We start from the raw sequence: 20,330 nt of genomic DNA, 5'->3' as shown, positions 1-20,330 counted from the left end.
CCTTTTTAAGAGGATTCGATTGTGGCACGTACAACTCCTATTGAGCTTTACCGGAACATTGGTATTTGTGCTCACGTTGACGCGGGTAAAACCACGACAACTGAACGAGTTTTGTTCTATACCGGCTTGTCTCACAAGATCGGTGAAGTTCATGACGGCGCCGCCACGATGGATTGGATGGAACAGGAGCAGGAACGTGGTATCACTATCACGTCCGCTGCTACTACGACCTTTTGGCGTGGTATGCAGGGCCAGTTCCCTCAACATCGTGTAAACATCATCGATACACCGGGGCACGTTGACTTCACTATTGAAGTAGAACGTTCCCTGCGTGTTCTGGATGGTGCTGTTGTTGTACTGTGTGGTTCTTCAGGCGTTCAGCCTCAGACCGAAACAGTATGGCGTCAGGCAAATAAATACGAAGTTCCACGTTTGATCTTTGTTAACAAGATGGACCGCACTGGCGCTAACTTCCTGCGTGTTGTAAAGCAAGCCCGTGACCGTCTGAATCACACCATAGTGCCTATTCAGTTACCTATTGGTTCTGAAGAGAACTTCCGTGGCGTGGTTGACTTGTTAAAAATGAAAGCAATCAACTGGAACGAAGCTGACCAGGGTATGACCTTCACGTACGAAGAGATCCCTGCGGAAATGCTGGCTGAGTGTGAAGAGTGGCGTGCAAACATGGTAGAAGCAGCAGCTGAAGCCAATGAAGAGCTGATGGAACGTTATTTGGAAGGCGGTGAGCTGACTGAAGACGAAATCCGCTCGGCCTTGCGTCAACGTACTCTCTCTAACGAAGTGGTTCTTGTGCTTTGTGGTTCTGCATTCAAAAACAAAGGCGTTCAGGCGATGCTTGATGCTGTGATTGAATACTTACCATCACCAACTGAAGTCAAAGCGATCAAGGGTATTAACGAAGATGAATCAGAGGGCTTACGCCATGCTGATGACGATGCGCCGTTTGCGGCACTTGCGTTCAAAATCGCAACTGACCCCTTTGTTGGCACATTGACTTTCTTCCGTTGCTACTCTGGCGTGATTAACTCTGGTGACAGCGTTTATAACCCGGTAAAACACAAGAAAGAGCGTATTGGCCGTATCGTTCAGATGCACGCCAATGACCGCCAGGAAATCAAAGAAGTTCGTGCTGGTGATATTGCTGCCGGCATAGGTTTTAAAGATGTGACTACAGGTGACACTTTATGTGACCCTGACCACATCATTACACTGGAACGTATGGAATTCCCGGAGCCGGTAATTTCTGTTGCAGTGGAACCAAAAACCAAAGCTGACCAGGAACGTATGGGTGTCGCTCTGAGCAAACTTGCTGCAGAAGATCCATCTTTCCGTGTTCACACCGACGAAGAAACCAGCCAGACTATTATTTCTGGTATGGGTGAGCTGCACTTGGAAATCATCGTGGATCGTATGAAACGCGAATTCAAAGTGGACGCAAACGTTGGTAAACCTCAGGTCGCTTATCGCGAAACTATTCGCGCCAGCACTGAAGTTGAAGGTAAATTTGTTCGTCAATCTGGTGGTCGCGGTCAATTTGGTCATTGCTGGCTGAAAATCGAACCTCAGGAAGAAGGCAAAGGCTATGAGTTCGTTAACGCTGTCGTGGGTGGTGTGATTCCAAAAGAATACATTCCTGCTATCGACAAAGGCATTATCGAACAGATGAAAAACGGTATCCTCGCTGGTTACCCGGTCATTGACGTGAAAGTTACCGTATTCGATGGTTCATACCACGATGTGGACTCAAACGAAATGGCGTTCAAAGTGGCCGCCTCTATGGGCTTCAGAAAAGGCGCACTGCAAGCTAAGCCAGTGATCCTTGAACCCGTCATGAAAGTTGAAGTGGTAACACCGGAAGACTTCATGGGTGACATCGTCGGTGACTTAAACCGTCGTCGCGGTATCATCAACGGTATGGAAGATGCTCCTGGTGGTATCAAGATCGTTGATGCTCAGGTTCCTTTGTCCGAAATGTTTGGTTATGCAACCAGCATGCGTTCATTGACCCAGGGCCGTGCTTCTTATTCAATGGAACCATTGAAGTATATGGAAGCACCAAACAACGTGACTGAAGCAATTATTGCAGCTCGTAGCAGTACTGGTAGTAACGATTAATCACTTAATTTGGTCCACTTTAAGTTGGATCTATTTAACAGAAGGTAATTAAAATGGCTAAGGCTAAATTCGAACGTAATAAACCGCACGTTAACGTAGGCACCATCGGTCACGTTGACCACGGTAAAACTACTTTAACTGCTGCTATCACTAACGTACTTGCTAAGCACTACGGTGGTCAGGCATTCGCTTTCGATCAAATCGACAAAGCGCCAGAAGAGAAAGCTCGTGGTATCACGATCAACACTTCTCACGTTGAATACGATACACCAACTCGTCACTACGCCCACGTAGACTGCCCAGGTCACGCTGACTATGTGAAGAACATGATCACTGGTGCTGCTCAGATGGACGGCGCAATCCTGGTAGTAGCAGCGACTGACGGCCCAATGCCACAGACACGTGAGCACATCCTGTTATCTCGTCAGGTAGGTGTACCTTTCATCGTTGTATTCATGAACAAATGTGACATGGTTGATGATGAAGAGCTGTTAGAGCTGGTGGAGATGGAAGTTCGTGAACTTCTGTCAGACTACGATTTCCCAGGTGATGACCTGCCGGTAATCCGTGGTTCAGCTTTAAAAGGTCTGGAAGGCGATGCAGTTTGGGAACCAAAAATCCTTGAGCTGGCAGCAGCTTTAGATTCTTACATCCCAGAGCCAGTACGTGCGATTGATAAGCCATTCATCATGCCAATCGAAGACGTATTCTCAATTGCTGGTCGTGGTACTGTAGTAACAGGCCGTGTAGAGCAAGGTATCGTAAAAGTAGGCGAGTCAGTAGAAATCGTTGGTCTGAAAGACACAGTGACGACTACTTGTACTGGTGTAGAAATGTTCCGTAAACTGTTAGACGAAGGTCGTGCAGGCGAGAACATCGGCGCGCTGTTACGTGGTACTAAACGTGAAGACGTAGAACGTGGTCAGGTATTAGCGAAGCCAGGTTCAATCAAGCCACACACCAAGTTCGAAGGTGAAGTGTACGTATTATCAAAAGAAGAAGGTGGTCGTCATACTCCATTCTTCAAAGGTTACCGTCCACAGTTCTACTTCCGTACAACAGACGTGACTGGTTCAGTAGAACTGCCAGAAGGCGTAGAGATGGTAATGCCAGGCGACAACCTGAAGTTTGTTGTAGAGCTTATCAACCCAATCGCGATGGACGAAGGTTTACGCTTCGCCATCCGTGAAGGTGGCCGCACAGTAGGTGCTGGTGTAGTATCTAAAGTACTGGCGTAATAGTCAGAACTTGAATAAGGGCCCTTAGGGGCCCTTTTTTTTGGACATTTTTTAAAGTTCCATTCGAACTGCTACTGTCATACCTTAAATACAAACCAGATCCGGATCTCTGTCAGTCATTCAAACGTTTGTTTGAATTTGCCTGATGAACATGCTAGAACTAACTCATCCGACCATTAGGGTTTTTCAAGGAGAGTTATTGTGAGTCACTACCAGGCGCCGCTGGGCGATATGTCCTTTCAACTATTTGATGTCTGGCAAGTTCAACAGTTCTGGCAGCAACAGGCTGAGTTAGCTGAACTGATTGATACAGATACTGCGGCCGCCATTCTGGAAGAAGCTGCAAAAATTACCGCCGAAAAAATCGCACCTTTAGCCGCAGCTGCAGATGAGCAAGGTGTGTCTTGTGTTTCTGGTGAAGTAACAACTCCTTCTCATTATAAAGAATGTTATCAGTTGTTGTGTGAAGGCGGCTGGACTGGTTTGTCCGGCGATCCAGAGTACGGTGGCATGGGCATGCCGAAAAGCCTGTCTGGTTTGTACGACGAGATGATGTGTAGCGCTGATATAGCCTTCTCTTTATACCCGGGCCTGACATCAGGTGCTTGTGTTGCTTTATTACAGCATGCCGATGAAGCAACCAAAGCTTTGTATCTGCCAAAGTTATACAGCGGTGAATGGTCCGGCACTATGTGCCTGACAGAATCTCATGCCGGCTCTGACTTGGGCATTATGCGTAGCAAAGCCGAACCTACGGGCGATGGCATTTATCGTATCAGCGGCGAAAAAATCTTTATTACAGCGGGTGAGCACGACCTGACAGAAAACATCATTCATTTGGTGCTGGCTAAATTGCCGGATGCGCCAGCCGGCAGCCGTGGTATTTCTTTATTTTTGGTTCCTAAGTTTAAAGTCGATGCCAGTGGCAACTTGGGCGAGCGTAATGGGCTGATTTGTAGTTCAGTTGAACATAAGATGGGTATTCATGGTTCGGCCACTTGTGTGATGAACTTTGATGGCGCCGAAGGTTACCTGATTGGTGAGCCTCATAAAGGATTGGCTTGTATGTTCACCATGATGAACTACGAACGTCTGGCCATGGGTAGTCAGGGTTTAGGTGCGGCAGAGCGCGCTTACCAGAATGCACTTGCCTACGCCAATGACCGTCTACAAGGCAGAACAGCGACTAAAGATGGTAATAAAGCCGATCCTATTATTGGTCATCCTGATGTCAAACGTATGTTGTTGAATATCAGCAGTATCAATGAAGCGGGCAGGGCCTTTAGTGTTTATGTTGGGCATTTATTGGATCAAGCCAAGTTCGGTGCGGATGCCAGGGCTCAAGCGCGAGCCAATTTGCTGACGCCAGTGACTAAAGCTTTTATGACGGACAGAGGATTGGATGCTTGTGTTACAGCTCAGCAGGTATTTGGTGGTCATGGTTATATCCGTGAGTGGGGCATGGAGCAGTTGGTCCGTGATGTCCGCATAGCCCAGATCTATGAAGGTACTAACGGTATTCAGGCCGCTGACTTTATGTTGCGTAAAGTAGCATCGGATCAAGGCGCTGTATTGTTAGACCTGGTACGCGAACTAGCGGCAGGCCTATCTGGTTCAGCGAGCAAACAAATCAATTTAGCTGCAGAGCGTTTTGAATCGGCAACACTAGCCTTGTTAGAGCGAGCTAGGGCTCAACCAGAACTCCTATCCTGGGTCGCGAATGACTATCTGGATTTAACCGGCTATCTACTCTATGCCTTTATGTGGGATAAGATGGAAGCTGCGTTAGATGCCGCAAAACACAGTCAAGACTTCATTCAGTCCAAACAACTCAAAGCTAAGTTTTACTACAGCCGGGTTTTACCCCGTATTGAAAGCCTGTTTAGCTTGATAGAGCAGTTCCCTGCAGAGTTATCATCCGCAGAACCAAAGCTGTTCTGATCACCTTTTGATCATAAAGTGCCCCCCTGCTGTTTAATTATTCAGCAGGGGTTGTCTTTCTCAATCAGTTGAGTATAATGCGCGGCCAGCCATAATTTTGGCAGGCGGTTAACCAGCAATTGAATTGGTTAACGACAACAGTGCTCCCGATTGGGGAGCAAACGTTACATTGGTGCAGGGGCATTCTTCCATCTATTGGTGGGTCAGAAAGCTTCTGTTTTATTTTGCTCTTTTTGCTCTTTGAGGCTTTGGTTTATGAGTAATCAAAGGATTCGCATCCGTCTGAAAGCGTTCGATCACCGTTTGATCGATCAGTCAACTATGGAAATCGTTGACACAGCTAAGCGTACGGGCGCGCAGGTTCGTGGTCCTATCCCACTTCCGACTCGCCAGGAACGTTTCACTGTATTGATTTCTCCTCACGTGAATAAAGATGCACGTGACCAGTACGAAATCCGTACCCACAAGCGTTTAATCGACATCGTTGAACCAACAGAAAAGACTGTTGATGCTCTGATGCGTTTAGATCTGCCTGCTGGCGTTGACGTTCAAATCAGCCTGGGCTAATCAGACAGGTTTTTAGAGAGGTTTAGGATATGGCTATCGGTCTAATCGGTCGTAAAGTGGGCATGACTCGCATCTTCACTGAAGATGGCGTATCAATCCCAGTAACCGTAATCGAAGCAACACCAAACCGCGTTACTGCCATTAAAACGCAAGACGTTCATGGCTATAGCGCATTGCAAGTGACTGCTGGCACAGTGAAGGCTTCTCGCCTGAACAAACCAGATGCTGGTCAGTTTGCAAAAGCTGGTGTTGAAGCTGGTCGTGGTCTGTGGGAATTCCGCCTGCAAGATAACGAAGGTGCTGACATCACTGTTGGTAGCGAGATTACTGTTGAAGTTTTCGCAGAGACGAAAAAAGTTGATGTCGTCGGTACATCAAAAGGTAAAGGTTTTGCCGGTACTGTAAAGCGCTGGAATTTCCGTACTCAGGATATGACTCACGGTAACTCTTTATCTCACCGTGCACCAGGTTCGATTGGTCAAAACCAATCACCAGGTAAAGTATTCAAAGGTAAAAAAATGGCCGGACACATGGGTGCCGAGCGTGTAACAGTCCAGTCTCTGGAAGTTGTACGTGTAGACGCAGCACGCAACATCCTGTTAGTGAAGGGCGCTGTCCCTGGTGCTATCGGTGGTGATGTGATTGTTAAACCTGCTGTCAAAGGCTAACGTCTGGAGGAGATGAGTGATGGAATTAGCATTAAGAGACGCTAAAGGCGTTCTTGAAGTTTCCGAAGCTACCTTTGGACGTGAGTTCAACGAAGCATTGGTACACCAGGTAGTAGTTGCTTATGCAGCTGGTGCCCGTCAAGGTACACGTGCTCAACTGACACGTTCAGAAGTACGCGGTGGCGGTAAGAAGCCATGGCGCCAGAAGGGTACAGGTCGTGCCCGTGCTGGTACAATCCGTAGCCCAATATGGCGTGGCGGTGGTGTGACGTTTGCGGCTAAGCCACAAGATCACAGCCAAAAAGTAAACAGAAAGATGTATCGTGGCGCGATCATGAGCATTTTGTCTGAATTAGTTCGTCAAGAGCGTTTAATCGTAGTTGAAAACTTTGTTGTTGAAACTCCGAAAACGAAAGAACTAACAGCTAAGTTAAAAGCGATGGAACTGAAAGACGTTTTAATCGTGACTGACGAAGTTGACGAAAACCTGTTCTTATCAGCACGCAACCTGTACAAGGTTGACGTACGTGATGTTCACGGTATCGACCCAGTCAGCTTAATCGCCTTCGACAAAGTTGTCATGACTGCTGCTGCAGTTAAGCAAATCGAGGAGATGTTAGCATGATCCGTGAAGAACGTTTACTGAAAGTGATTCTGGCTCCGCACGTGTCTGAAAAGAGCACAATCGCGGCAGAAACCAACAACACTATCGTGTTCAAGGTAGCTACTACTGCTACTAAAGCTGACATCAAAGCTGCTGTTCAAAAATTATTTGAAGTAGAAGTTGTTGGTGTTCGCACTGTTAACGTTAAGGGTAAGACTAAGCGCACAGGTATGCGTACTGGTCAACGTAGCGATTGGAAAAAAGCTTACGTTACTCTTAAAGAAGGCAGCGAACTTGATTTTGTTGGCGGCGCTGAGTAATTAGAGGAGTTAGGAAATGGCACTTGTTAAGTGTAAACCTACGTCACCTGGTCGTCGTCACGTCTTAAAAGTCGTGAACCCAGACCTGTACAAAGGCAAGCCATACGCACCTTTGTTAGAGAAGAATACTAAAACTGGTGGTCGTAACAACCACGGTCGTATTACTACTCGCCATATCGGTGGTGGTCATAAGCAACACTACCGTCTGGTTGATTTCAAACGTAATAAAGATGGTATCCCTGCTAAAGTTGAGCGTCTGGAATACGATCCAAACCGTACTGCTAACATCGCTCTGGTGTTGTATGCAGACGGCGAGCGTCGTTACATCCTGGCACCAAAAGGCTTAAAAGCGGGTGATACAGTACAGTCAGGCTTAGATTCACCAATTAAATCTGGTAATACTATGCCACTGCGCAACATCCCAGTGGGCCAAATCGTCCACAACGTCGAATTGAAGCCTGGTAAAGGCGGCCAATTAATGCGTTCAGCTGGTGCATTTGCCCAGATCCTGGCGCGTGACGGCGCGTACGTTACTCTGCGTTTACGCAGTGGTGAAATGCGCAAAGTTCTGGCTGACTGCCGTGCAACTATCGGCGAGATCGGCAACGCCGAACACATGCTGCGTCAATACGGTAAAGCCGGTGCGATGCGTTGGCGCGGTATCCGCCCAACAGTGCGTGGTGTGGTAATGAACCCGGTTGACCACCCTCACGGTGGTGGTGAAGGTAAAACTTCAGGCGGACGTCACCCTGTTACTCCATGGGGCGTTCCAACCAAAGGTTACAAAACCCGTTCGAACAAGCGTACTGACAAGTTCATTGTCCGTCGTCGTGACAAATAATTTAATGTGAGGAATTGCCATGCCACGTTCTCTCAAGAAAGGTCCATTTATCGACCTTCACTTGTTGAAGAAGGTAGAGAAAGCGTTGGAAAGCGGTGACAAGAAGCCAATTAAGACTTGGAGCCGTCGTTCAATGATCATTCCACAAATGATCGGTTTGACCATCGCTGTCCATAATGGTCGTCAGCATGTACCAGTACTTGTCTCAGAAGAGATGGTCGGTCACAAGTTAGGTGAGTTCTCACCTACTCGTACTTACCGTGGTCACGCAGCCGACAAAAAGGCCAAGAAGCGCTAAGGGGTAAATAATGGAAGCATTAGCTAAACACAAATTTGCCCGTTCTTCTGCACAGAAAGCCCGTTTGGTCGCTGACCAAATCCGCGGTCTGTCAGTTGATAAGGCGTTGAATGTTTTAACTTACAGCCCTAAAAAAGCGGCTGAGTTAGTTAAAAAGGTTCTTTTATCAGCCATTGCGAACGCAGAACACAACGAAGGTGCCGATATCGACACTTTAAAAGTGAAAACTGTGTTTGTTGACGAAGGTCCGTCAATGAAGCGGATTAAGCCACGTGCCAAAGGCCGTGCTGACCGTATCGTCAAGCGTACCAGCCACATTACTGTGGTTGTAGCTGATAACTAGGAGTGAGAAATGGGACAGAAAGTACATCCTACTGGTATTCGCCTAGGTATCACTAAGCCTTGGAGCTCAACCTGGTACGCGAATACAAAAGACTTCCCGGACTTCCTGGTTGGTGACTTTAAAGTTCGTCAGTATCTGACAAAAGAACTGAAAGCCGCTTCAGTAAGCCGGATCGATATTGAACGTCCTGCGAAAAGCATCCGTGTGACTATTCACACTGCTCGTCCAGGCGTGATCATCGGTAAAAAAGGTGAAGACGTTGAGAAACTGCGCAAAGCCGTAGCGACTATCGCTGGCGTGCCTGCTCAGATCAATATTTCTGAAATCCGTAAGCCGGAATTAGATGCCAAATTAGTTGCTGACTCAATCAGCAGCCAGCTGGAACGCCGTGTAATGTTCCGTCGCGCTATGAAGCGTGCGGTACAGAACGCTATGCGTTTAGGCGCTAAAGGTATCAAAGTTCAGGTCAGCGGCCGTTTAGGCGGTGCTGAGATTGCTCGTGATGAATGGTATCGTGAAGGCCGTGTGCCACTGCACACTCTGCGTGCTGATATCGATTACTCAACATCAGAAGCTTTAACTACTTACGGTATCATTGGTGTGAAAGTTTGGATTTTCAAAGGCGAGATCTTAGGAGCTATGCCATTGAACAACAACGCGAACGCCAACAACGACAAACAGCCTAAGGCGCCGAAAAAACCGGCTCCTCGCAAGGCTAAGTAGGAGTATTGAGCGATGTTGCAACCAAAACGTACTAAATTTCGTAAAGTGCACAAAGGACGTAACCGTGGCTTAGCGCTGGTAGGCGATAAAGTCAGCTTCGGTACTTATGCACTTAAAGCAGTTGAACGTGGTCAAATGACTTCACGTCAAATCGAATCTGCACGTCGTGCCATGACTCGTGCCGTTAAACGTGTTGGTAAAATCTGGATCCGCGTGTTCCCGGACAAACCAATGACGGAAAAACCACTCGAAGTTCGTATGGGTAGTGGTAAAGGTAGCGTGGAATATTGGGTTTGCCAGATTAAACCTGGCAAAGTCCTGTATGAAATGGACGGTGTGTCGGAAGAACTGGCTCGTCATGCGTTTGCATTGGCTTCAGCCAAACTTCCATTTAAGACAACCTTTGTAACGCGGACGGTATTGTAATGAAAGCAAGCGAACTGAAAGTAAAAAGCGTTGAAGAGTTAAACGCTGAATTACTGGGCTTATTACGTGAGCAGTTCAACCTGCGCATGCAAGCAGCTACAGGTCAGCTGGCTCAGACTCATTTGTTAAAGCAAGTGCGTCGCGATATCGCGCGTGTTAAGACTATCTTAACCGAGAAGGCAGGTGCCTAATGAGCGAAAAAAACACCCGTACCCTGCAAGGTAAAGTGATCAGCAACAAAATGGACAAGTCTATTACTGTTGCTATCGAACGTCACGTGAAGCACCCAATCTATGGGAAATTCATCACACGTACTACCAAACTGCACGTACATGACGAAGCAAACCAGTGTAAAGAAGGTGACATCGTGACTATTCGCGAATGTCGTCCTCTGTCCAAGACTAAGTCATGGACTCTGGTTTCCGTTGTCGAATCTGCATCTTAATGATTAAGATGTAAGCGAAAACGGCCCTTCGGGGCCGTTTTTTTCTCGTTCGACTAAAGGCTACCATTTGTACAAAAGTGCTGTTATAATCACGCGCCCTTTTGTTGGGGGTAGTTTATAGTCGAAAGCAGCGTAACCCGAGAGGGTTATAGTAGTGGAATAGCGGAGCACTAAGATGATCCAGATGCAATCTATGCTGGAAGTCGCAGACAACAGCGGCGCGCGCAGCGTAATGTGTATTAAGGTCTTAGGTGGTTCGCATCGCCGTTATGCAGCAATTGGTGACGTTATCAAGATCACCGTTAAGGAAGCAATTCCTCGCGGTAAGGTCAAAAAAGGTGACGTTCTGAATGCTGTGGTGGTGCGTACACGCAAAGGCGTACGCCGTCAGGACGGGTCAGTAATCCGTTTTGATCGCAATGCAGCAGTGTTGTTAAACAACAAGCTGGAACCGATCGGTACACGTATTTTTGGACCGGTAACGCGCGAACTTCGTGGCGATAAGTTCATGAAGATCGTTTCCCTGGCCCCAGAAGTACTGTAAGGAGTCACAATGGCTAATAAAATCCGTCGTGATGATGAGGTTGTTGTTCTTACTGGTAAGGACAAAGGCAAAACTGGCAAGGTTCTGAAAGTGTTAGTTGCTGAAGACCGTGTGTATGTTTCTGGCATTAATTTTGTCAAGAAACACCAGAAGCCAATCCCAGCGTTGAACACCCCAGGTGGCATCGTTGAGAAAGAAGCCTCAATTCACGTTTCAAATGTAGCGATCTTCAATCCAAAAACTGGAAAGGCTGATCGTGTAGGTTTCCGTTTTGAAGATGGCAAGAAAGTTCGCTTCTTCAAATCGAATAACGAAGTAATTTAATTGCTATTGGAGTAATACGATGGCGAAACTGCATGAAATTTATAAAGACACCGTAGTTCCAGAACTGTTTAAACAGTTCGGCTACACGAGCGTCATGCAAGTCCCTCGGATTGTTAAAATCACACTGAACATGGGTGTGGGTGAAGCCGTAGCTGATAAGAAGATCCTTGATAACGCAGTAGCAGATTTAACTGCTATCTCTGGCCAAAAGCCATTGGTTACTAAGGCTCGTAAATCAGTAGCTGGTTTCAAAATCCGTGAAGGCTACCCTATTGGTGCAAAAGTTACACTGCGTGGCGAACGTATGTGGGATTTCTTAGAGCGTTTAGTATCTATTGCTATTCCTCGTATCCGCGATTTCCGCGGTGTGAATCCTAAGTCGTTTGACGGCCGTGGTAACTACAGCATGGGCGTTCGTGAGCAAATCATATTCCCTGAAATCGATTACGACAAAGTAGATGCGGTACGTGGTTTAGATATCACTATCACTACTACAGCTCGTACTGATGATGAAGGGCGTGCATTACTTGCCGCGTTTAACTTCCCATTCAAGAAATAAGGTGTAGGGTCATGGCAAAACAATCAATGAAAGCGCGCGAAGCAAAGCGTGCAGTACTGGTAGCCAAATACGCTGAGCAACGTCATGCACTGAGAGATCTGATTGCAAATCCGACGACTTCTGACGAAGACCGTTGGGCAGCAGTTCTGAAGTTGCAGTCGTTACCGCGTGATTCAAGCCCTTCGCGTCAACGTAATCGTTGTCGTGTAACAGGTCGTCCTCACGGTTATCTTCGTAAATTCGGCATGAGCCGGATCAAGGTACGTGAAGCAGCGATGCGCGGTGAAATTCCTGGCCTTCGTAAGGCTAGCTGGTAAGAATCACGGGAGTAACAGCTATGAGCATGCAAGATCCAGTAGCGGATATGTTTACTCGCATCCGCAACGGCCAAGCTGCCAAAAAGTTTGCGGTTAAGATGCCATCTTCAAAAATGAAGGTTGCCATCGCGAAGGTATTAAAAGACGAAGGTTACATCGAAGATTTCGTTGTATCTGCTGATGTTAAGGCAGAGTTGGAAGTTACATTAAAGTATTTCCAGGGCAAATCAGTAATTGAAACTATCGATCGTGTTAGCCGTCCAGGTCTGCGTATCTATAAGAAACGTGGCGAGTTACCAAAAGTAATGGGTGGTTTAGGTGTAGCTATTATTTCTACGTCTAAAGGGCTAATGACTGACCGTGCCGCGCGCAAGGTTGGAATCGGTGGTGAAATCATCGGCTATGTAGCGTAACGGAGGGTAACTATGTCTCGTGTTGCTAAGGCCCCCGTCACGGTTCCTGCAGGTGTAACAATTACACTGAATGGCCAAAACCTGACAGTAAAGGGTAAAAATGGCGAGTTAACGTTGAACGTTAACCCTGCAGTCGAAGTTGTTATTGAAGGTAACGTACTGCGTACGAATCCTCGTGACGGCATCGCAAACGCTGACGCACAAGCGGGTACCGCTCGCGCGTTGATCAACAATTTAGTGACTGGCGTAACCGAAGGTTACACTCAGAAACTGGAATTAGTTGGTGTTGGTTACCGTGCAAAAGCAGAAGGCAAGGTTTTAAACCTGAGCTTAGGCTTTTCTCACCCGGTTGCTTTCGAGATCCCAGCTGGTATCACGATCGAAACCCCTTCTCAAACAGAAGTGTTGGTGAAAGGTTCTGACAAGCAATTAGTTGGTCAAGTTGCTGCAAACATCCGCGCGTACCGTAAACCAGAGCCTTATAAAGGCAAAGGTGTTCGCTACGCTAACGAAAACGTGCGTCGTAAAGAAGCGAAGAAAAAGTAGGGTAGGACGATGGATAAGAAACTTGCTCGTCTGCGCCGCGCTAAACGCGTTCGCAGAACAATTATCGAACAAGGTGCGAACCGCCTGGTTGTACATCGTACACCACGTCACATTTACGCCCAGCTTATCGCACCAAATGCTGAAGTGATTGTTGCTGCTTCCACTGTTGAAGCTTCAATCCGTGAATCATTGAAGTACACCGGTAATATCGACGCTGCTAAAGCTGTAGGTAAAGCGATTGCTGAACGTGCAGTGGCTAAAGGCATCAGTAAATGTGCTTTTGACCGTAGCGGTTTCCAGTATCACGGTCGTGTACAGGCATTAGCTGATGCGGCGCGTGAAGCCGGTCTTCAATTCTAGGAGTAGATCATGGCTAACGTAGAAGCTAAACAACAATCTGATTTACAAGAGAAGCTGGTTGCTGTTAACCGTGTTTCCAAAGTTGTTAAAGGTGGCCGGATTTTCTCCTTCACCGCTTTAACAGTAGTTGGTGACGGTAATGGTCGTATCGGTTTCGGTTACGGTAAAGCGCGTGAAGTACCAGCTGCTATTCAAAAAGCAATGGAAAAAGCTCGTCGTAACATGACTCAAGTTGAGTTAAACGGTAACACTCTTCATCACCCGGTAAAAGGTGTGCACGCTGGTTCCAACGTGTATATGCAACCGGCGTCTGAAGGTACTGGTATCATCGCCGGTGGTGCAATGCGCGCAGTGTTAGAAGTAGCAGGTGTACAGAACGTTCTGTCTAAATGCTACGGCTCAACCAACCCAATCAACGTAGTTCGCGCTACTATCAACGCCCTGTCAGCGATCAAATCGCCTGCTCAGGTTGCTGCGAAGCGTGGCTTACGCGTTGACGACATTCTGGGGTAATTCGCCATGTCTAAAAAGACTGTAACAGTAACCCAAATTAAGTCAGGCATCGGTCGTTTACCGAAGCATAAAGCGACTTTAGTTGGTTTAGGCTTACGCCGTATCGGTCACACTGTAACACTGGAAGATACACCTTCAGTGCGCGGTATGATCAACACTGTGTATTACATGGTTAAAGTGGAGGAGTAATAAATGTTTTTAAATACGTTATCTCCTGCACCAGGTGCTAAAAAAGAGAAACGCCGTTTAGGTCGTGGTATCGGTTCTGGCTTAGGCAAGACTGGTGGTCGTGGTCACAAAGGTTTGAAATCTCGCTCAGGCGGTAAAGTACGTCCAGGTTTCGAAGGCGGTCAAATGCCTCTGAAACAACGTCTGCCTAAGTTCGGTTTTACATCACGTAAAGGCTTAGTATCTGCTGAAGTTCGTTTACACGAGCTGACAGCTGTAGCTGGTGATGTAGCTGATTTAGCAAGCCTGATGGAAGCTAATATCATCTCTCGTATCGTTAAGTTCGCTAAAGTTGTGTTATCAGGCGAGATTACTCGTCCAATAACAGTTAAAGGCTTAAGCGTTACTAAAGGTGCGCGTGCTGCGATTGAAGCCGCTGGCGGCAAAGTCGAAGAATAATAAGGATAGTACGCGATGGCAAAACCAGGTTCGGATACAAAAAGTGCAAAAGGCGGCTTCAGCGAGCTGAAAGCCCGTCTGTTGTTCGTACTTTTGGCCATAATCGTTTTCCGATTAGGCTCATTTGTGCCAATTCCTGGAATTGACGCCGCCGTGCTGGCTCAATTATTCGAGCAACAAAAAGGCACCATCGTTGAAATGTTTAACATGTTCAGCGGTGGCGCCCTTGAGCGTGCATCTGTATTTGCACTTGGCATTATGCCTTACATTTCTGCTTCTATTATTGTTCAGCTGTTAACCGTGGTTCATCCCACGCTGGCCGAACTGAAGAAGGAAGGTGAAGCAGGCAAGCGCAAAATAAATCAGTATACACGTTACGGTACCTTAGGATTGGCAATAGTCCAGGCGATCGGTATTTCTACCGGCTTGCCAAATCTGATGCCGGGTTTAGTAGTAAACCCAGGTATTGGTTTTACAATCACTGCTGTGATCAGTTTAGTCACCGGTACCATGTTTTTAATGTGGTTAGGTGAGCAAATTACTGAACGTGGTATTGGTAATGGTATTTCGTTGCTGATTTTCACCGGTATTGTTGCTGGCTTCCCGTCTGCCATTGGCCAGACGATTGAGCAGGCACGTCAAGGCGATTTGCACTTTTTGCTTTTATTAGCGATTGGAGCCATTGTTGTTGCGGTTACCTGGTTCGTAGTTTTCTTCGAACGTGGTCAACGTCGCATTGTGGTTAATTACGCCAAACGCCAACAAGGCCGTCAGGTATTTGCTGCTCAAAGCAGTCACTTACCTCTGAAGGTCAACATGGCTGGTGTAATACCACCAATCTTTGCTTCAAGCATAATCCTGTTCCCTGGTACAATTGCCAGTTGGTTTGGGTCAGGCGAAGGTATGGTTGCTAACTTCCTGCAGGAAGTGGCGTTAACCTTATCTCCGGGTCAGCCGCTGTATATGGTTTTATATGCTGCTGCGATCATCTTTTTCTGTTTCTTCTATACTGCGTTGGTATTTAACCCACGTGATACAGCAGATAACCTGAAAAAGTCTGGTGCCTTTATCCCTGGTATTCGTCCTGGTGAGCAGACATCTAAATACATTGATAAAGTAATGACACGTTTAACCTTAGCTGGCGCGGCGTATATCACCTTTATCTGTTTGGTTCCTGAGTTCATGATGGTTGCATGGAATGTGCAATTCTACTTCGGCGGTACATCTTTACTGATTATCGTAGTTGTTATTATGGACTTTATGGCACAGGTACAAACCCATCTGATGTCTCATCAGTATGAGTCGGTACTTAAAAAGGCAAATCTTAAGGGCTACGGCCGTTAAGGTAATTTTGCGGAGTTAAGTCATGAAAGTACGAGCTTCCGTTAAGAAGATCTGCCGTAACTGCAAAGTTATCAAGCGCAACAATGTTGTGCGTGTAATTTGTGTAGAGCCTAAGCACAAGCAACGTCAAGGCTAACAGCAGAAAAAAATTATAGGTCAGGGCTAGACTTTTTGGTCTAGCCCCGACTTATTGTTGCAATATGGCCGCCGTTTGAGTATCCTTACGGGCTTTTCAAATCGGCACCCTTTTAATCTTTTATAGGAGAACGTTAGTGGCCCGTATCGCTGGCATTAACATCCCCGATAATAAACATGCTGTCATCTCTTTGACGTATGTTTTTGGTATCGGTAAAACCCGCTCTAAAGCTATCTTAGCTGCAGTGGGTATTGAAGAAACTCGCAAAATCTCTTCTTTGTCTGACGCAGAGCTTGACTCTCTTCGTGACGAAGTAGGTAAGTACACTGTTGAAGGTGACTTACGTCGTGAGATTACATTAAACATCAAACGTTTAATGGACCTGGGTTGTTACCGTGGTTTACGCCACCGTCGTAGTCTGCCTGTTCGTGGTCAGCGCACTAAAACTAATGCGCGTACCCGCAAGGGCCCACGCAAAGCTATTAAGAAATAGGACGGGGTAAAACATGGCTAAAGCACCAGTTCGTACTCGTAAAAGAGTAAAAAAGCAAGTTTCTGACGGTATGGCTCATATCCATGCCTCTTTCAACAACACCATCGTCACGATCACTGATCGCCAGGGTAACGCTCTTTGCTGGGCAACTGCTGGTGGTTCTGGTTTCCGTGGTTCGCGTAAGTCTACGCCGTTTGCTGCACAGGTTGCTGCTGAACGTGCTGGTACTGCCGCGTTAGAATATGGTCTGAAGAACCTTGAAGTGTTTGTAAACGGTCCAGGCCCAGGCCGCGAATCAGCGATTCGTGCTCTGAACGCAGCTGGCTACCGCATTACAAATATCACCGACGTGACGCCAATTCCACACAATGGTTGCCGTCCACCGAAAAAACGTCGCGTGTAACAAGCGCTTCTAGGATTATTGGAGAAAGAAGATGGCAAGATATTTGGGTCCTAAGCTCAAGTTAAGTCGTCGCGAAGGGACAGATTTGTTCCTGAAAAGCGGCGTTAGAGCAATTGATTCAAAGTGTAATTTAACTACTGCTCCTGGTCAGCACGGCGCTCGTCGCGGTCGTTTATCAGACTACGGTTTACAATTACGCGAAAAACAAAAAGTACGTCGTATTTATGGCGTATTAGAGAAGCAGTTCCGTAACTATTACAAAGAAGCTGCTCGTTTGAAAGGTAACACTGGCGAAAACTTACTTCAGTTACTTGAAGGCCGTTTAGACAACGTGGTTTATCGCATGGGTTTAGCTAGCACGCGTGCAGAAGCACGTCAGTTAGTTAGCCACAAAGCTATTATGATTAATGGCGCTGTGGTAAACATCCCATCTTACGCTGTGTCACCTGATCAAGTCATCGCTGTTCGTGAGAAAGCGAAAAAGCAAGCGCGTATCGTTGCTGCTTTAGAGATTTCTGAACAACGCGAAAAACCAACTTGGATCGAAATCGATACCAAGAAAATGGAAGGCGTTTTCAAACGCGTTCCAGAGCGTTCAGACTTGTCTGCAGACATCAACGAACAGTTAATCGTCGAGCTTTACTCTAAGTAGTAGGGCGTTTTCTTAAGAGAGGATAAAATGCAGGGTTCTGTCACCGAATTCCTTAAGCCGAGATTAGTTGGTATCGAAAAAATCAACCCAACTCGTGCCAAAGTTACTTTGGAACCACTTGAGCGCGGTTTCGGGCATACCTTGGGCAACGCGTTGCGTCGTATTTTACTTTCGTCTATGCCAGGTTGTGCAGTGACTGAAGTAGAGATCGACGGCGTTCTTCATGAGTACAGCGCCAAAGAAGGTGTTCAGGAAGATATCATTGATATTTTACTGAACCTGAAAGGTTTAGCCGTCCGCTTGGAAGACAAAGACGAAGTCACTCTGACTTTAACTAAGAAAGGTGCTGGCCCTGTAACTGCTGGTGATATCCAGCGTGGTGACGGTGTAGTGATCGTTAACCCAGAGCACGTAATATGCAACCTGACTGGCGAAACTGAATTCAGTATGCGCCTGAAAGTTGAACGTGGTCGTGGTTATGTTCCTGCTTCGGCCCGCGTATCCTCAGAGGATGACGAACGTCCAATTGGTCGTCTGTTACTGGACGCATCTTTCAGCCCGGTAGAGCGTATAGCCTACTCAGTTGAAGCTGCTCGTGTAGAACAGCGTACTGACCTGGACAAACTAGTTATCGACATGGAAACCAATGGCACAGTAGAGCCAGAGGAAGCAATTCGTCGTGCTGCGACTATTTTAGCTGAACAGCTGGAATTCTTCGTAGAATTACGCGACAAGAGCGAGCCAGAAAAACGTGAAGAGAAGCCGGAGTTTGATCCGATTCTGTTACGTCCAGTCGATGATTTAGAATTAACAGTTCGTTCTGCTAACTGCTTAAAAGCAGAGCAGATACAGTACATCGGTGATCTGGTACAACGTACTGAGGTTGAGTTGCTGAAAACGCCAAACCTTGGTAAAAAGTCGCTTACCGAAATCAAAGACGTGTTGGCTTCACGCGGTTTATCCTTAGGCATGCGCCTGGAAAACTGGCCTCCAGCAAGTTTGGTAAATAAAGACTAACCAGATTCCAGTTCCTGGTTTAGTAAGAAGGAATAGATCATGCGCCATCGCAAGAGTGGTCGTCAGTTAAACCGGAACAGCAGTCACCGTACTGCAATGTTCCGCAACATGGCTAGCTCGTTGGTGAAGCACGAAATCATCAAAACGACTCTGCCAAAAGCAAAAGAGTTACGTCGCGTAATCGAACCTCTGATTACACTGGCGAAAAATGATAGCGTTGCAAACCGCCGTTTAGCTTTTGCTCGTACACGTGATAAAGAAGTAGTTGGTTTGTTATTTAACGTGTTAGGTCCACGTTATAACGCCCGTCCAGGTGGTTACACTCGTATTCTGAAGTGTGGCTTCCGTGCTGGCGACAACGCACCAATGGCTTACATCGAGTTAGTAGACCGTCCAGAAGTGGCCGGCGCTGCATTACCAGCTGAAGAAACAGCAGCTGAGTAAGTAATACTCCAAATAAAAAGGCCAGCGCAAGCTGGCCTTTTTTTATGCTTGTTTGACCCGTCCTGAAATTAGCTTATTTTTTCCGCTGTATTTACACCGTCCAGTTTTAAAGCGCTTTCGCCCTTTACAACGACTGCCACTGCTTGTCTTCGGAATGTTCCTCCGAAACTTTCACTCTTTACAGCTTTAGCTGCTGATTGCCCCTTTCAAAACTATATTTGCTTAATCCATGTTGAGATTCCGTCTGCAGTATCAGGGCTATAAAGAAGGGAAAGTGGCTTATCTATATTAGTGTGCCCAGGTCTTCAGCCATAACTCGGTACTGACTTGAATATCACACTTCCGGCGACACCGCTCTTGACCGACAATGCTAGTTCAGTGATTGTTTAAGCAAAGCGGCGAGCTTTCGTTACTGACTTAAGGCCGGATCATCCTGGTACCACGAACTTCATACCTTTATTGTTGCAAGCTATATAAGGAGTTAGCCCTTCGGTACCTGAACTAATATCCCCGAGGATCTATTCTCTTAGCTGCACTTGTATTCGTTCGCATACCTACAAAGGTATTTTCCGTTCTTCAATCTTCGAGCTCAGATCTTTCTTAGATAAAGCCGTCCAGGCCTCACTTTAACCTTATACCTGATCAGGCTGGATCTGCAGGCTTAGAATGTGGGCTCGTACTATGGCTTCGGGTTTTCTATTATCTTCTATATAAAGAGCAAGACGGTATAGGCTCCATCAAGCCGATCTTTTCATTGCATGTACGACAGGATGGAGAAAGTAGTGGAAAAATAGAGATCATGGTCAATGAGTAGATCCGTCAGTGGATAAACTTCAGGTGTTGATCGTCAGGATCCAGCGGAGGATCCGTTTTTTGAGCAGGTTTTGTACGTGAAATAAGCATAAAAACCGGATCCGGTTAAAAACTAAGCGGTCGAACAGCTTTTATTAAAAAAGATCTTGCGGCTTACTCTCAGATCTCTATAATGCGCTCCATCGACAGCGAAGACGGTTTCCAAAGTGAAATAGTCAGCTGCTAAAGATTCTGAAAGTTGTTGATTATAAACAACTTTCGCTTCAGTGAAATGA

The 20,330-nt window shown here is 46.7% G+C and carries 31 protein-coding genes; all 31 read left to right on the top strand.

Annotated features, from left to right (window positions below; all coding sequences use genetic code 11):
- Positions 1–21 precede the first annotated feature (21 nt).
- The 31 genes from fusA (at position 22) to rplQ (ending at position 19,242) form a co-directional block, all read left to right on the top strand.
- Positions 22–2,136, top strand: a complete 2,115-nt coding sequence (gene fusA, locus LSG34_RS19290; RefSeq protein ID WP_233010935.1) for an elongation factor G — start codon at positions 22–24, stop codon at positions 2,134–2,136.
- Positions 2,137–2,189: 53 nt separating this feature from the next.
- Positions 2,190–3,374: an elongation factor Tu gene (gene tuf / locus LSG34_RS19285; RefSeq protein WP_233010933.1), complete on the top strand. Its 1,185-nt coding sequence runs from the start codon at positions 2,190–2,192 to the stop codon at positions 3,372–3,374.
- A 201-nt stretch (positions 3,375–3,575) separates the two neighbouring features.
- Entirely contained in the window at positions 3,576–5,315 is a 1,740-nt protein-coding gene (locus tag LSG34_RS19280; protein ID WP_233010931.1) for an acyl-CoA dehydrogenase family protein, read from the top strand.
- 255 nt (positions 5,316–5,570) lie between these two features.
- Positions 5,571–5,882, top strand: a complete 312-nt coding sequence (rpsJ, locus tag LSG34_RS19275) for a 30S ribosomal protein S10 (RefSeq protein ID WP_008899121.1) — start codon at positions 5,571–5,573, stop codon at positions 5,880–5,882.
- 29 nt (positions 5,883–5,911) lie between these two features.
- On the top strand, positions 5,912–6,550 hold the full coding sequence (rplC, locus tag LSG34_RS19270; protein ID WP_008899120.1) for a 50S ribosomal protein L3: 639 nt from the start codon (positions 5,912–5,914) through the stop codon (positions 6,548–6,550).
- A 19-nt stretch (positions 6,551–6,569) separates the two neighbouring features.
- Complete coding sequence (gene rplD, locus LSG34_RS19265; RefSeq protein WP_008899119.1) at positions 6,570–7,175, top strand: 50S ribosomal protein L4; 606 nt, start codon at positions 6,570–6,572, stop codon at positions 7,173–7,175.
- On the top strand, positions 7,172–7,474 hold the full coding sequence (rplW, locus tag LSG34_RS19260) for a 50S ribosomal protein L23 (RefSeq protein ID WP_008899118.1): 303 nt from the start codon (positions 7,172–7,174) through the stop codon (positions 7,472–7,474). Before rplD ends, rplW begins: the two co-directional genes overlap by 4 nt.
- 16 nt (positions 7,475–7,490) lie before the next feature.
- Entirely contained in the window at positions 7,491–8,315 is an 825-nt protein-coding gene (rplB, locus tag LSG34_RS19255; RefSeq protein ID WP_053426060.1) for a 50S ribosomal protein L2, read from the top strand.
- 19 nt (positions 8,316–8,334) lie between these two features.
- The gene (rpsS, locus tag LSG34_RS19250) at positions 8,335–8,613 is read left to right on the top strand and encodes a 30S ribosomal protein S19 (protein ID WP_053426061.1); all 279 of its coding nucleotides are present in this window, start codon (positions 8,335–8,337) and stop codon (positions 8,611–8,613) included.
- A gap of 10 nt (positions 8,614–8,623) precedes the next feature.
- Positions 8,624–8,956, top strand: a complete 333-nt coding sequence (gene rplV, locus LSG34_RS19245) for a 50S ribosomal protein L22 (RefSeq protein WP_053426062.1) — start codon at positions 8,624–8,626, stop codon at positions 8,954–8,956.
- A gap of 9 nt (positions 8,957–8,965) precedes the next feature.
- Positions 8,966–9,679, top strand: a complete 714-nt coding sequence (gene rpsC, locus LSG34_RS19240) for a 30S ribosomal protein S3 (RefSeq protein WP_008899114.1) — start codon at positions 8,966–8,968, stop codon at positions 9,677–9,679.
- A 12-nt stretch (positions 9,680–9,691) separates the two neighbouring features.
- Positions 9,692–10,105: a 50S ribosomal protein L16 gene (rplP, locus tag LSG34_RS19235; protein ID WP_127019509.1), complete on the top strand. Its 414-nt coding sequence runs from the start codon at positions 9,692–9,694 to the stop codon at positions 10,103–10,105.
- Positions 10,105–10,296, top strand: coding sequence for a 50S ribosomal protein L29 (gene rpmC, locus LSG34_RS19230; protein ID WP_008899112.1), 192 nt, complete (start codon positions 10,105–10,107; stop codon positions 10,294–10,296). The genes rplP and rpmC overlap by 1 nt, the downstream gene beginning before the upstream one ends.
- Complete coding sequence (gene rpsQ, locus LSG34_RS19225) at positions 10,296–10,550, top strand: 30S ribosomal protein S17 (RefSeq protein WP_125061011.1); 255 nt, start codon at positions 10,296–10,298, stop codon at positions 10,548–10,550. The genes rpmC and rpsQ overlap by 1 nt, the downstream gene beginning before the upstream one ends.
- Positions 10,551–10,725: 175 nt before the next feature.
- Positions 10,726–11,094, top strand: coding sequence for a 50S ribosomal protein L14 (gene rplN / locus LSG34_RS19220; protein WP_127688204.1), 369 nt, complete (start codon positions 10,726–10,728; stop codon positions 11,092–11,094).
- A gap of 9 nt (positions 11,095–11,103) precedes the next feature.
- On the top strand, positions 11,104–11,418 hold the full coding sequence (rplX, locus tag LSG34_RS19215; protein ID WP_008899109.1) for a 50S ribosomal protein L24: 315 nt from the start codon (positions 11,104–11,106) through the stop codon (positions 11,416–11,418).
- Positions 11,419–11,437: 19 nt separating this feature from the next.
- Positions 11,438–11,977, top strand: a complete 540-nt coding sequence (gene rplE / locus LSG34_RS19210) for a 50S ribosomal protein L5 (protein ID WP_127688206.1) — start codon at positions 11,438–11,440, stop codon at positions 11,975–11,977.
- A gap of 11 nt (positions 11,978–11,988) precedes the next feature.
- On the top strand, positions 11,989–12,294 hold the full coding sequence (gene rpsN, locus LSG34_RS19205; protein ID WP_127019513.1) for a 30S ribosomal protein S14: 306 nt from the start codon (positions 11,989–11,991) through the stop codon (positions 12,292–12,294).
- Positions 12,295–12,314: 20 nt separating this feature from the next.
- Complete coding sequence (gene rpsH, locus LSG34_RS19200) at positions 12,315–12,707, top strand: 30S ribosomal protein S8 (protein ID WP_233010929.1); 393 nt, start codon at positions 12,315–12,317, stop codon at positions 12,705–12,707.
- Positions 12,708–12,719: 12 nt separating this feature from the next.
- Positions 12,720–13,253, top strand: a complete 534-nt coding sequence (rplF, locus tag LSG34_RS19195; RefSeq protein ID WP_233010927.1) for a 50S ribosomal protein L6 — start codon at positions 12,720–12,722, stop codon at positions 13,251–13,253.
- 9 nt (positions 13,254–13,262) lie between these two features.
- On the top strand, positions 13,263–13,613 hold the full coding sequence (gene rplR / locus LSG34_RS19190; protein WP_053426072.1) for a 50S ribosomal protein L18: 351 nt from the start codon (positions 13,263–13,265) through the stop codon (positions 13,611–13,613).
- A gap of 9 nt (positions 13,614–13,622) precedes the next feature.
- Positions 13,623–14,126 carry a 30S ribosomal protein S5 gene (rpsE, locus tag LSG34_RS19185; RefSeq protein ID WP_127019515.1) on the top strand — a complete coding sequence of 168 codons (504 nt, stop codon included), beginning with the start codon at positions 13,623–13,625 and terminating at the stop codon, positions 14,124–14,126.
- 6 nt (positions 14,127–14,132) lie between these two features.
- Positions 14,133–14,315: a 50S ribosomal protein L30 gene (gene rpmD, locus LSG34_RS19180; RefSeq protein ID WP_008899102.1), complete on the top strand. Its 183-nt coding sequence runs from the start codon at positions 14,133–14,135 to the stop codon at positions 14,313–14,315.
- 3 nt (positions 14,316–14,318) lie between these two features.
- Positions 14,319–14,753 (top strand): 50S ribosomal protein L15, encoded by a 435-nt coding sequence (rplO, locus tag LSG34_RS19175; RefSeq protein WP_127019518.1) that lies wholly within the window; start codon positions 14,319–14,321, stop codon positions 14,751–14,753.
- 15 nt (positions 14,754–14,768) lie between these two features.
- Positions 14,769–16,097 carry a preprotein translocase subunit SecY gene (secY, locus tag LSG34_RS19170; protein WP_233010926.1) on the top strand — a complete coding sequence of 443 codons (1,329 nt, stop codon included), beginning with the start codon at positions 14,769–14,771 and terminating at the stop codon, positions 16,095–16,097.
- 22 nt (positions 16,098–16,119) lie between these two features.
- Positions 16,120–16,233: a 50S ribosomal protein L36 gene (rpmJ, locus tag LSG34_RS19165; protein WP_082335860.1), complete on the top strand. Its 114-nt coding sequence runs from the start codon at positions 16,120–16,122 to the stop codon at positions 16,231–16,233.
- Between the two features lie 136 nt (positions 16,234–16,369).
- Complete coding sequence (gene rpsM / locus LSG34_RS19160; RefSeq protein WP_040555062.1) at positions 16,370–16,726, top strand: 30S ribosomal protein S13; 357 nt, start codon at positions 16,370–16,372, stop codon at positions 16,724–16,726.
- A gap of 13 nt (positions 16,727–16,739) precedes the next feature.
- Positions 16,740–17,129 (top strand): 30S ribosomal protein S11, encoded by a 390-nt coding sequence (gene rpsK, locus LSG34_RS19155; RefSeq protein WP_008899098.1) that lies wholly within the window; start codon positions 16,740–16,742, stop codon positions 17,127–17,129.
- A gap of 31 nt (positions 17,130–17,160) precedes the next feature.
- On the top strand, positions 17,161–17,781 hold the full coding sequence (rpsD, locus tag LSG34_RS19150; protein ID WP_127688210.1) for a 30S ribosomal protein S4: 621 nt from the start codon (positions 17,161–17,163) through the stop codon (positions 17,779–17,781).
- 27 nt (positions 17,782–17,808) lie between these two features.
- Positions 17,809–18,798 (top strand): DNA-directed RNA polymerase subunit alpha, encoded by a 990-nt coding sequence (locus tag LSG34_RS19145; protein WP_008899096.1) that lies wholly within the window; start codon positions 17,809–17,811, stop codon positions 18,796–18,798.
- 39 nt (positions 18,799–18,837) lie between these two features.
- Complete coding sequence (rplQ, locus tag LSG34_RS19140) at positions 18,838–19,242, top strand: 50S ribosomal protein L17 (RefSeq protein WP_008899095.1); 405 nt, start codon at positions 18,838–18,840, stop codon at positions 19,240–19,242.
- Positions 19,243–20,330 lie beyond the last annotated feature (1,088 nt).

The sequence above is a fragment of the Rheinheimera faecalis genome (assembly GCF_021290965.1).
Lineage (GTDB): Bacteria > Pseudomonadota > Gammaproteobacteria > Enterobacterales > Alteromonadaceae > Pararheinheimera > Pararheinheimera faecalis.
Note: the sequence above shows the minus strand (reverse complement) of the source record. Positions and strands in the feature narration are given on the sequence as shown.

Bases quoted from the DNA above. Each gene is read 5' to 3' on its own strand.
- rpsK (WP_008899098.1), top strand. From the start codon at position 16,740: ATGGCTAAAGCACCAGTTCGTACTCGTAAAAGAGTAAAAAAGCAAGTT.
- rpsE (WP_127019515.1), top strand. From the start codon at position 13,623: ATGGCTAACGTAGAAGCTAAACAACAATCTGATTTACAAGAGAAGCTG.
- rplR (WP_053426072.1), top strand. From the start codon at position 13,263: ATGGATAAGAAACTTGCTCGTCTGCGCCGCGCTAAACGCGTTCGCAGA.
- rplW (WP_008899118.1), top strand. From the start codon at position 7,172: ATGATCCGTGAAGAACGTTTACTGAAAGTGATTCTGGCTCCGCACGTG.
- rplN (WP_127688204.1), top strand. From the start codon at position 10,726: ATGATCCAGATGCAATCTATGCTGGAAGTCGCAGACAACAGCGGCGCG.
- rplO (WP_127019518.1), top strand. From the start codon at position 14,319: ATGTTTTTAAATACGTTATCTCCTGCACCAGGTGCTAAAAAAGAGAAA.
- rplP (WP_127019509.1), top strand. From the start codon at position 9,692: ATGTTGCAACCAAAACGTACTAAATTTCGTAAAGTGCACAAAGGACGT.
- rplX (WP_008899109.1), top strand. From the start codon at position 11,104: ATGGCTAATAAAATCCGTCGTGATGATGAGGTTGTTGTTCTTACTGGT.
- rplV (WP_053426062.1), top strand. From the start codon at position 8,624: ATGGAAGCATTAGCTAAACACAAATTTGCCCGTTCTTCTGCACAGAAA.
- rplD (WP_008899119.1), top strand. From the start codon at position 6,570: ATGGAATTAGCATTAAGAGACGCTAAAGGCGTTCTTGAAGTTTCCGAA.
- rpsH (WP_233010929.1), top strand. From the start codon at position 12,315: ATGAGCATGCAAGATCCAGTAGCGGATATGTTTACTCGCATCCGCAAC.
- rpsD (WP_127688210.1), top strand. From the start codon at position 17,161: ATGGCAAGATATTTGGGTCCTAAGCTCAAGTTAAGTCGTCGCGAAGGG.
- rplQ (WP_008899095.1), top strand. From the start codon at position 18,838: ATGCGCCATCGCAAGAGTGGTCGTCAGTTAAACCGGAACAGCAGTCAC.
- rpsJ (WP_008899121.1), top strand. From the start codon at position 5,571: ATGAGTAATCAAAGGATTCGCATCCGTCTGAAAGCGTTCGATCACCGT.
- rpsS (WP_053426061.1), top strand. From the start codon at position 8,335: ATGCCACGTTCTCTCAAGAAAGGTCCATTTATCGACCTTCACTTGTTG.
- rpsC (WP_008899114.1), top strand. From the start codon at position 8,966: ATGGGACAGAAAGTACATCCTACTGGTATTCGCCTAGGTATCACTAAG.
- rpsN (WP_127019513.1), top strand. From the start codon at position 11,989: ATGGCAAAACAATCAATGAAAGCGCGCGAAGCAAAGCGTGCAGTACTG.
- secY (WP_233010926.1), top strand. From the start codon at position 14,769: ATGGCAAAACCAGGTTCGGATACAAAAAGTGCAAAAGGCGGCTTCAGC.
- LSG34_RS19145 (WP_008899096.1), top strand. From the start codon at position 17,809: ATGCAGGGTTCTGTCACCGAATTCCTTAAGCCGAGATTAGTTGGTATC.
- rplE (WP_127688206.1), top strand. From the start codon at position 11,438: ATGGCGAAACTGCATGAAATTTATAAAGACACCGTAGTTCCAGAACTG.
- rplC (WP_008899120.1), top strand. From the start codon at position 5,912: ATGGCTATCGGTCTAATCGGTCGTAAAGTGGGCATGACTCGCATCTTC.
- tuf (WP_233010933.1), top strand. From the start codon at position 2,190: ATGGCTAAGGCTAAATTCGAACGTAATAAACCGCACGTTAACGTAGGC.
- rpmD (WP_008899102.1), top strand. From the start codon at position 14,133: ATGTCTAAAAAGACTGTAACAGTAACCCAAATTAAGTCAGGCATCGGT.
- rpmC (WP_008899112.1), top strand. From the start codon at position 10,105: ATGAAAGCAAGCGAACTGAAAGTAAAAAGCGTTGAAGAGTTAAACGCT.
- rpmJ (WP_082335860.1), top strand. From the start codon at position 16,120: ATGAAAGTACGAGCTTCCGTTAAGAAGATCTGCCGTAACTGCAAAGTT.
- rpsQ (WP_125061011.1), top strand. From the start codon at position 10,296: ATGAGCGAAAAAAACACCCGTACCCTGCAAGGTAAAGTGATCAGCAAC.
- rplF (WP_233010927.1), top strand. From the start codon at position 12,720: ATGTCTCGTGTTGCTAAGGCCCCCGTCACGGTTCCTGCAGGTGTAACA.
- rplB (WP_053426060.1), top strand. From the start codon at position 7,491: ATGGCACTTGTTAAGTGTAAACCTACGTCACCTGGTCGTCGTCACGTC.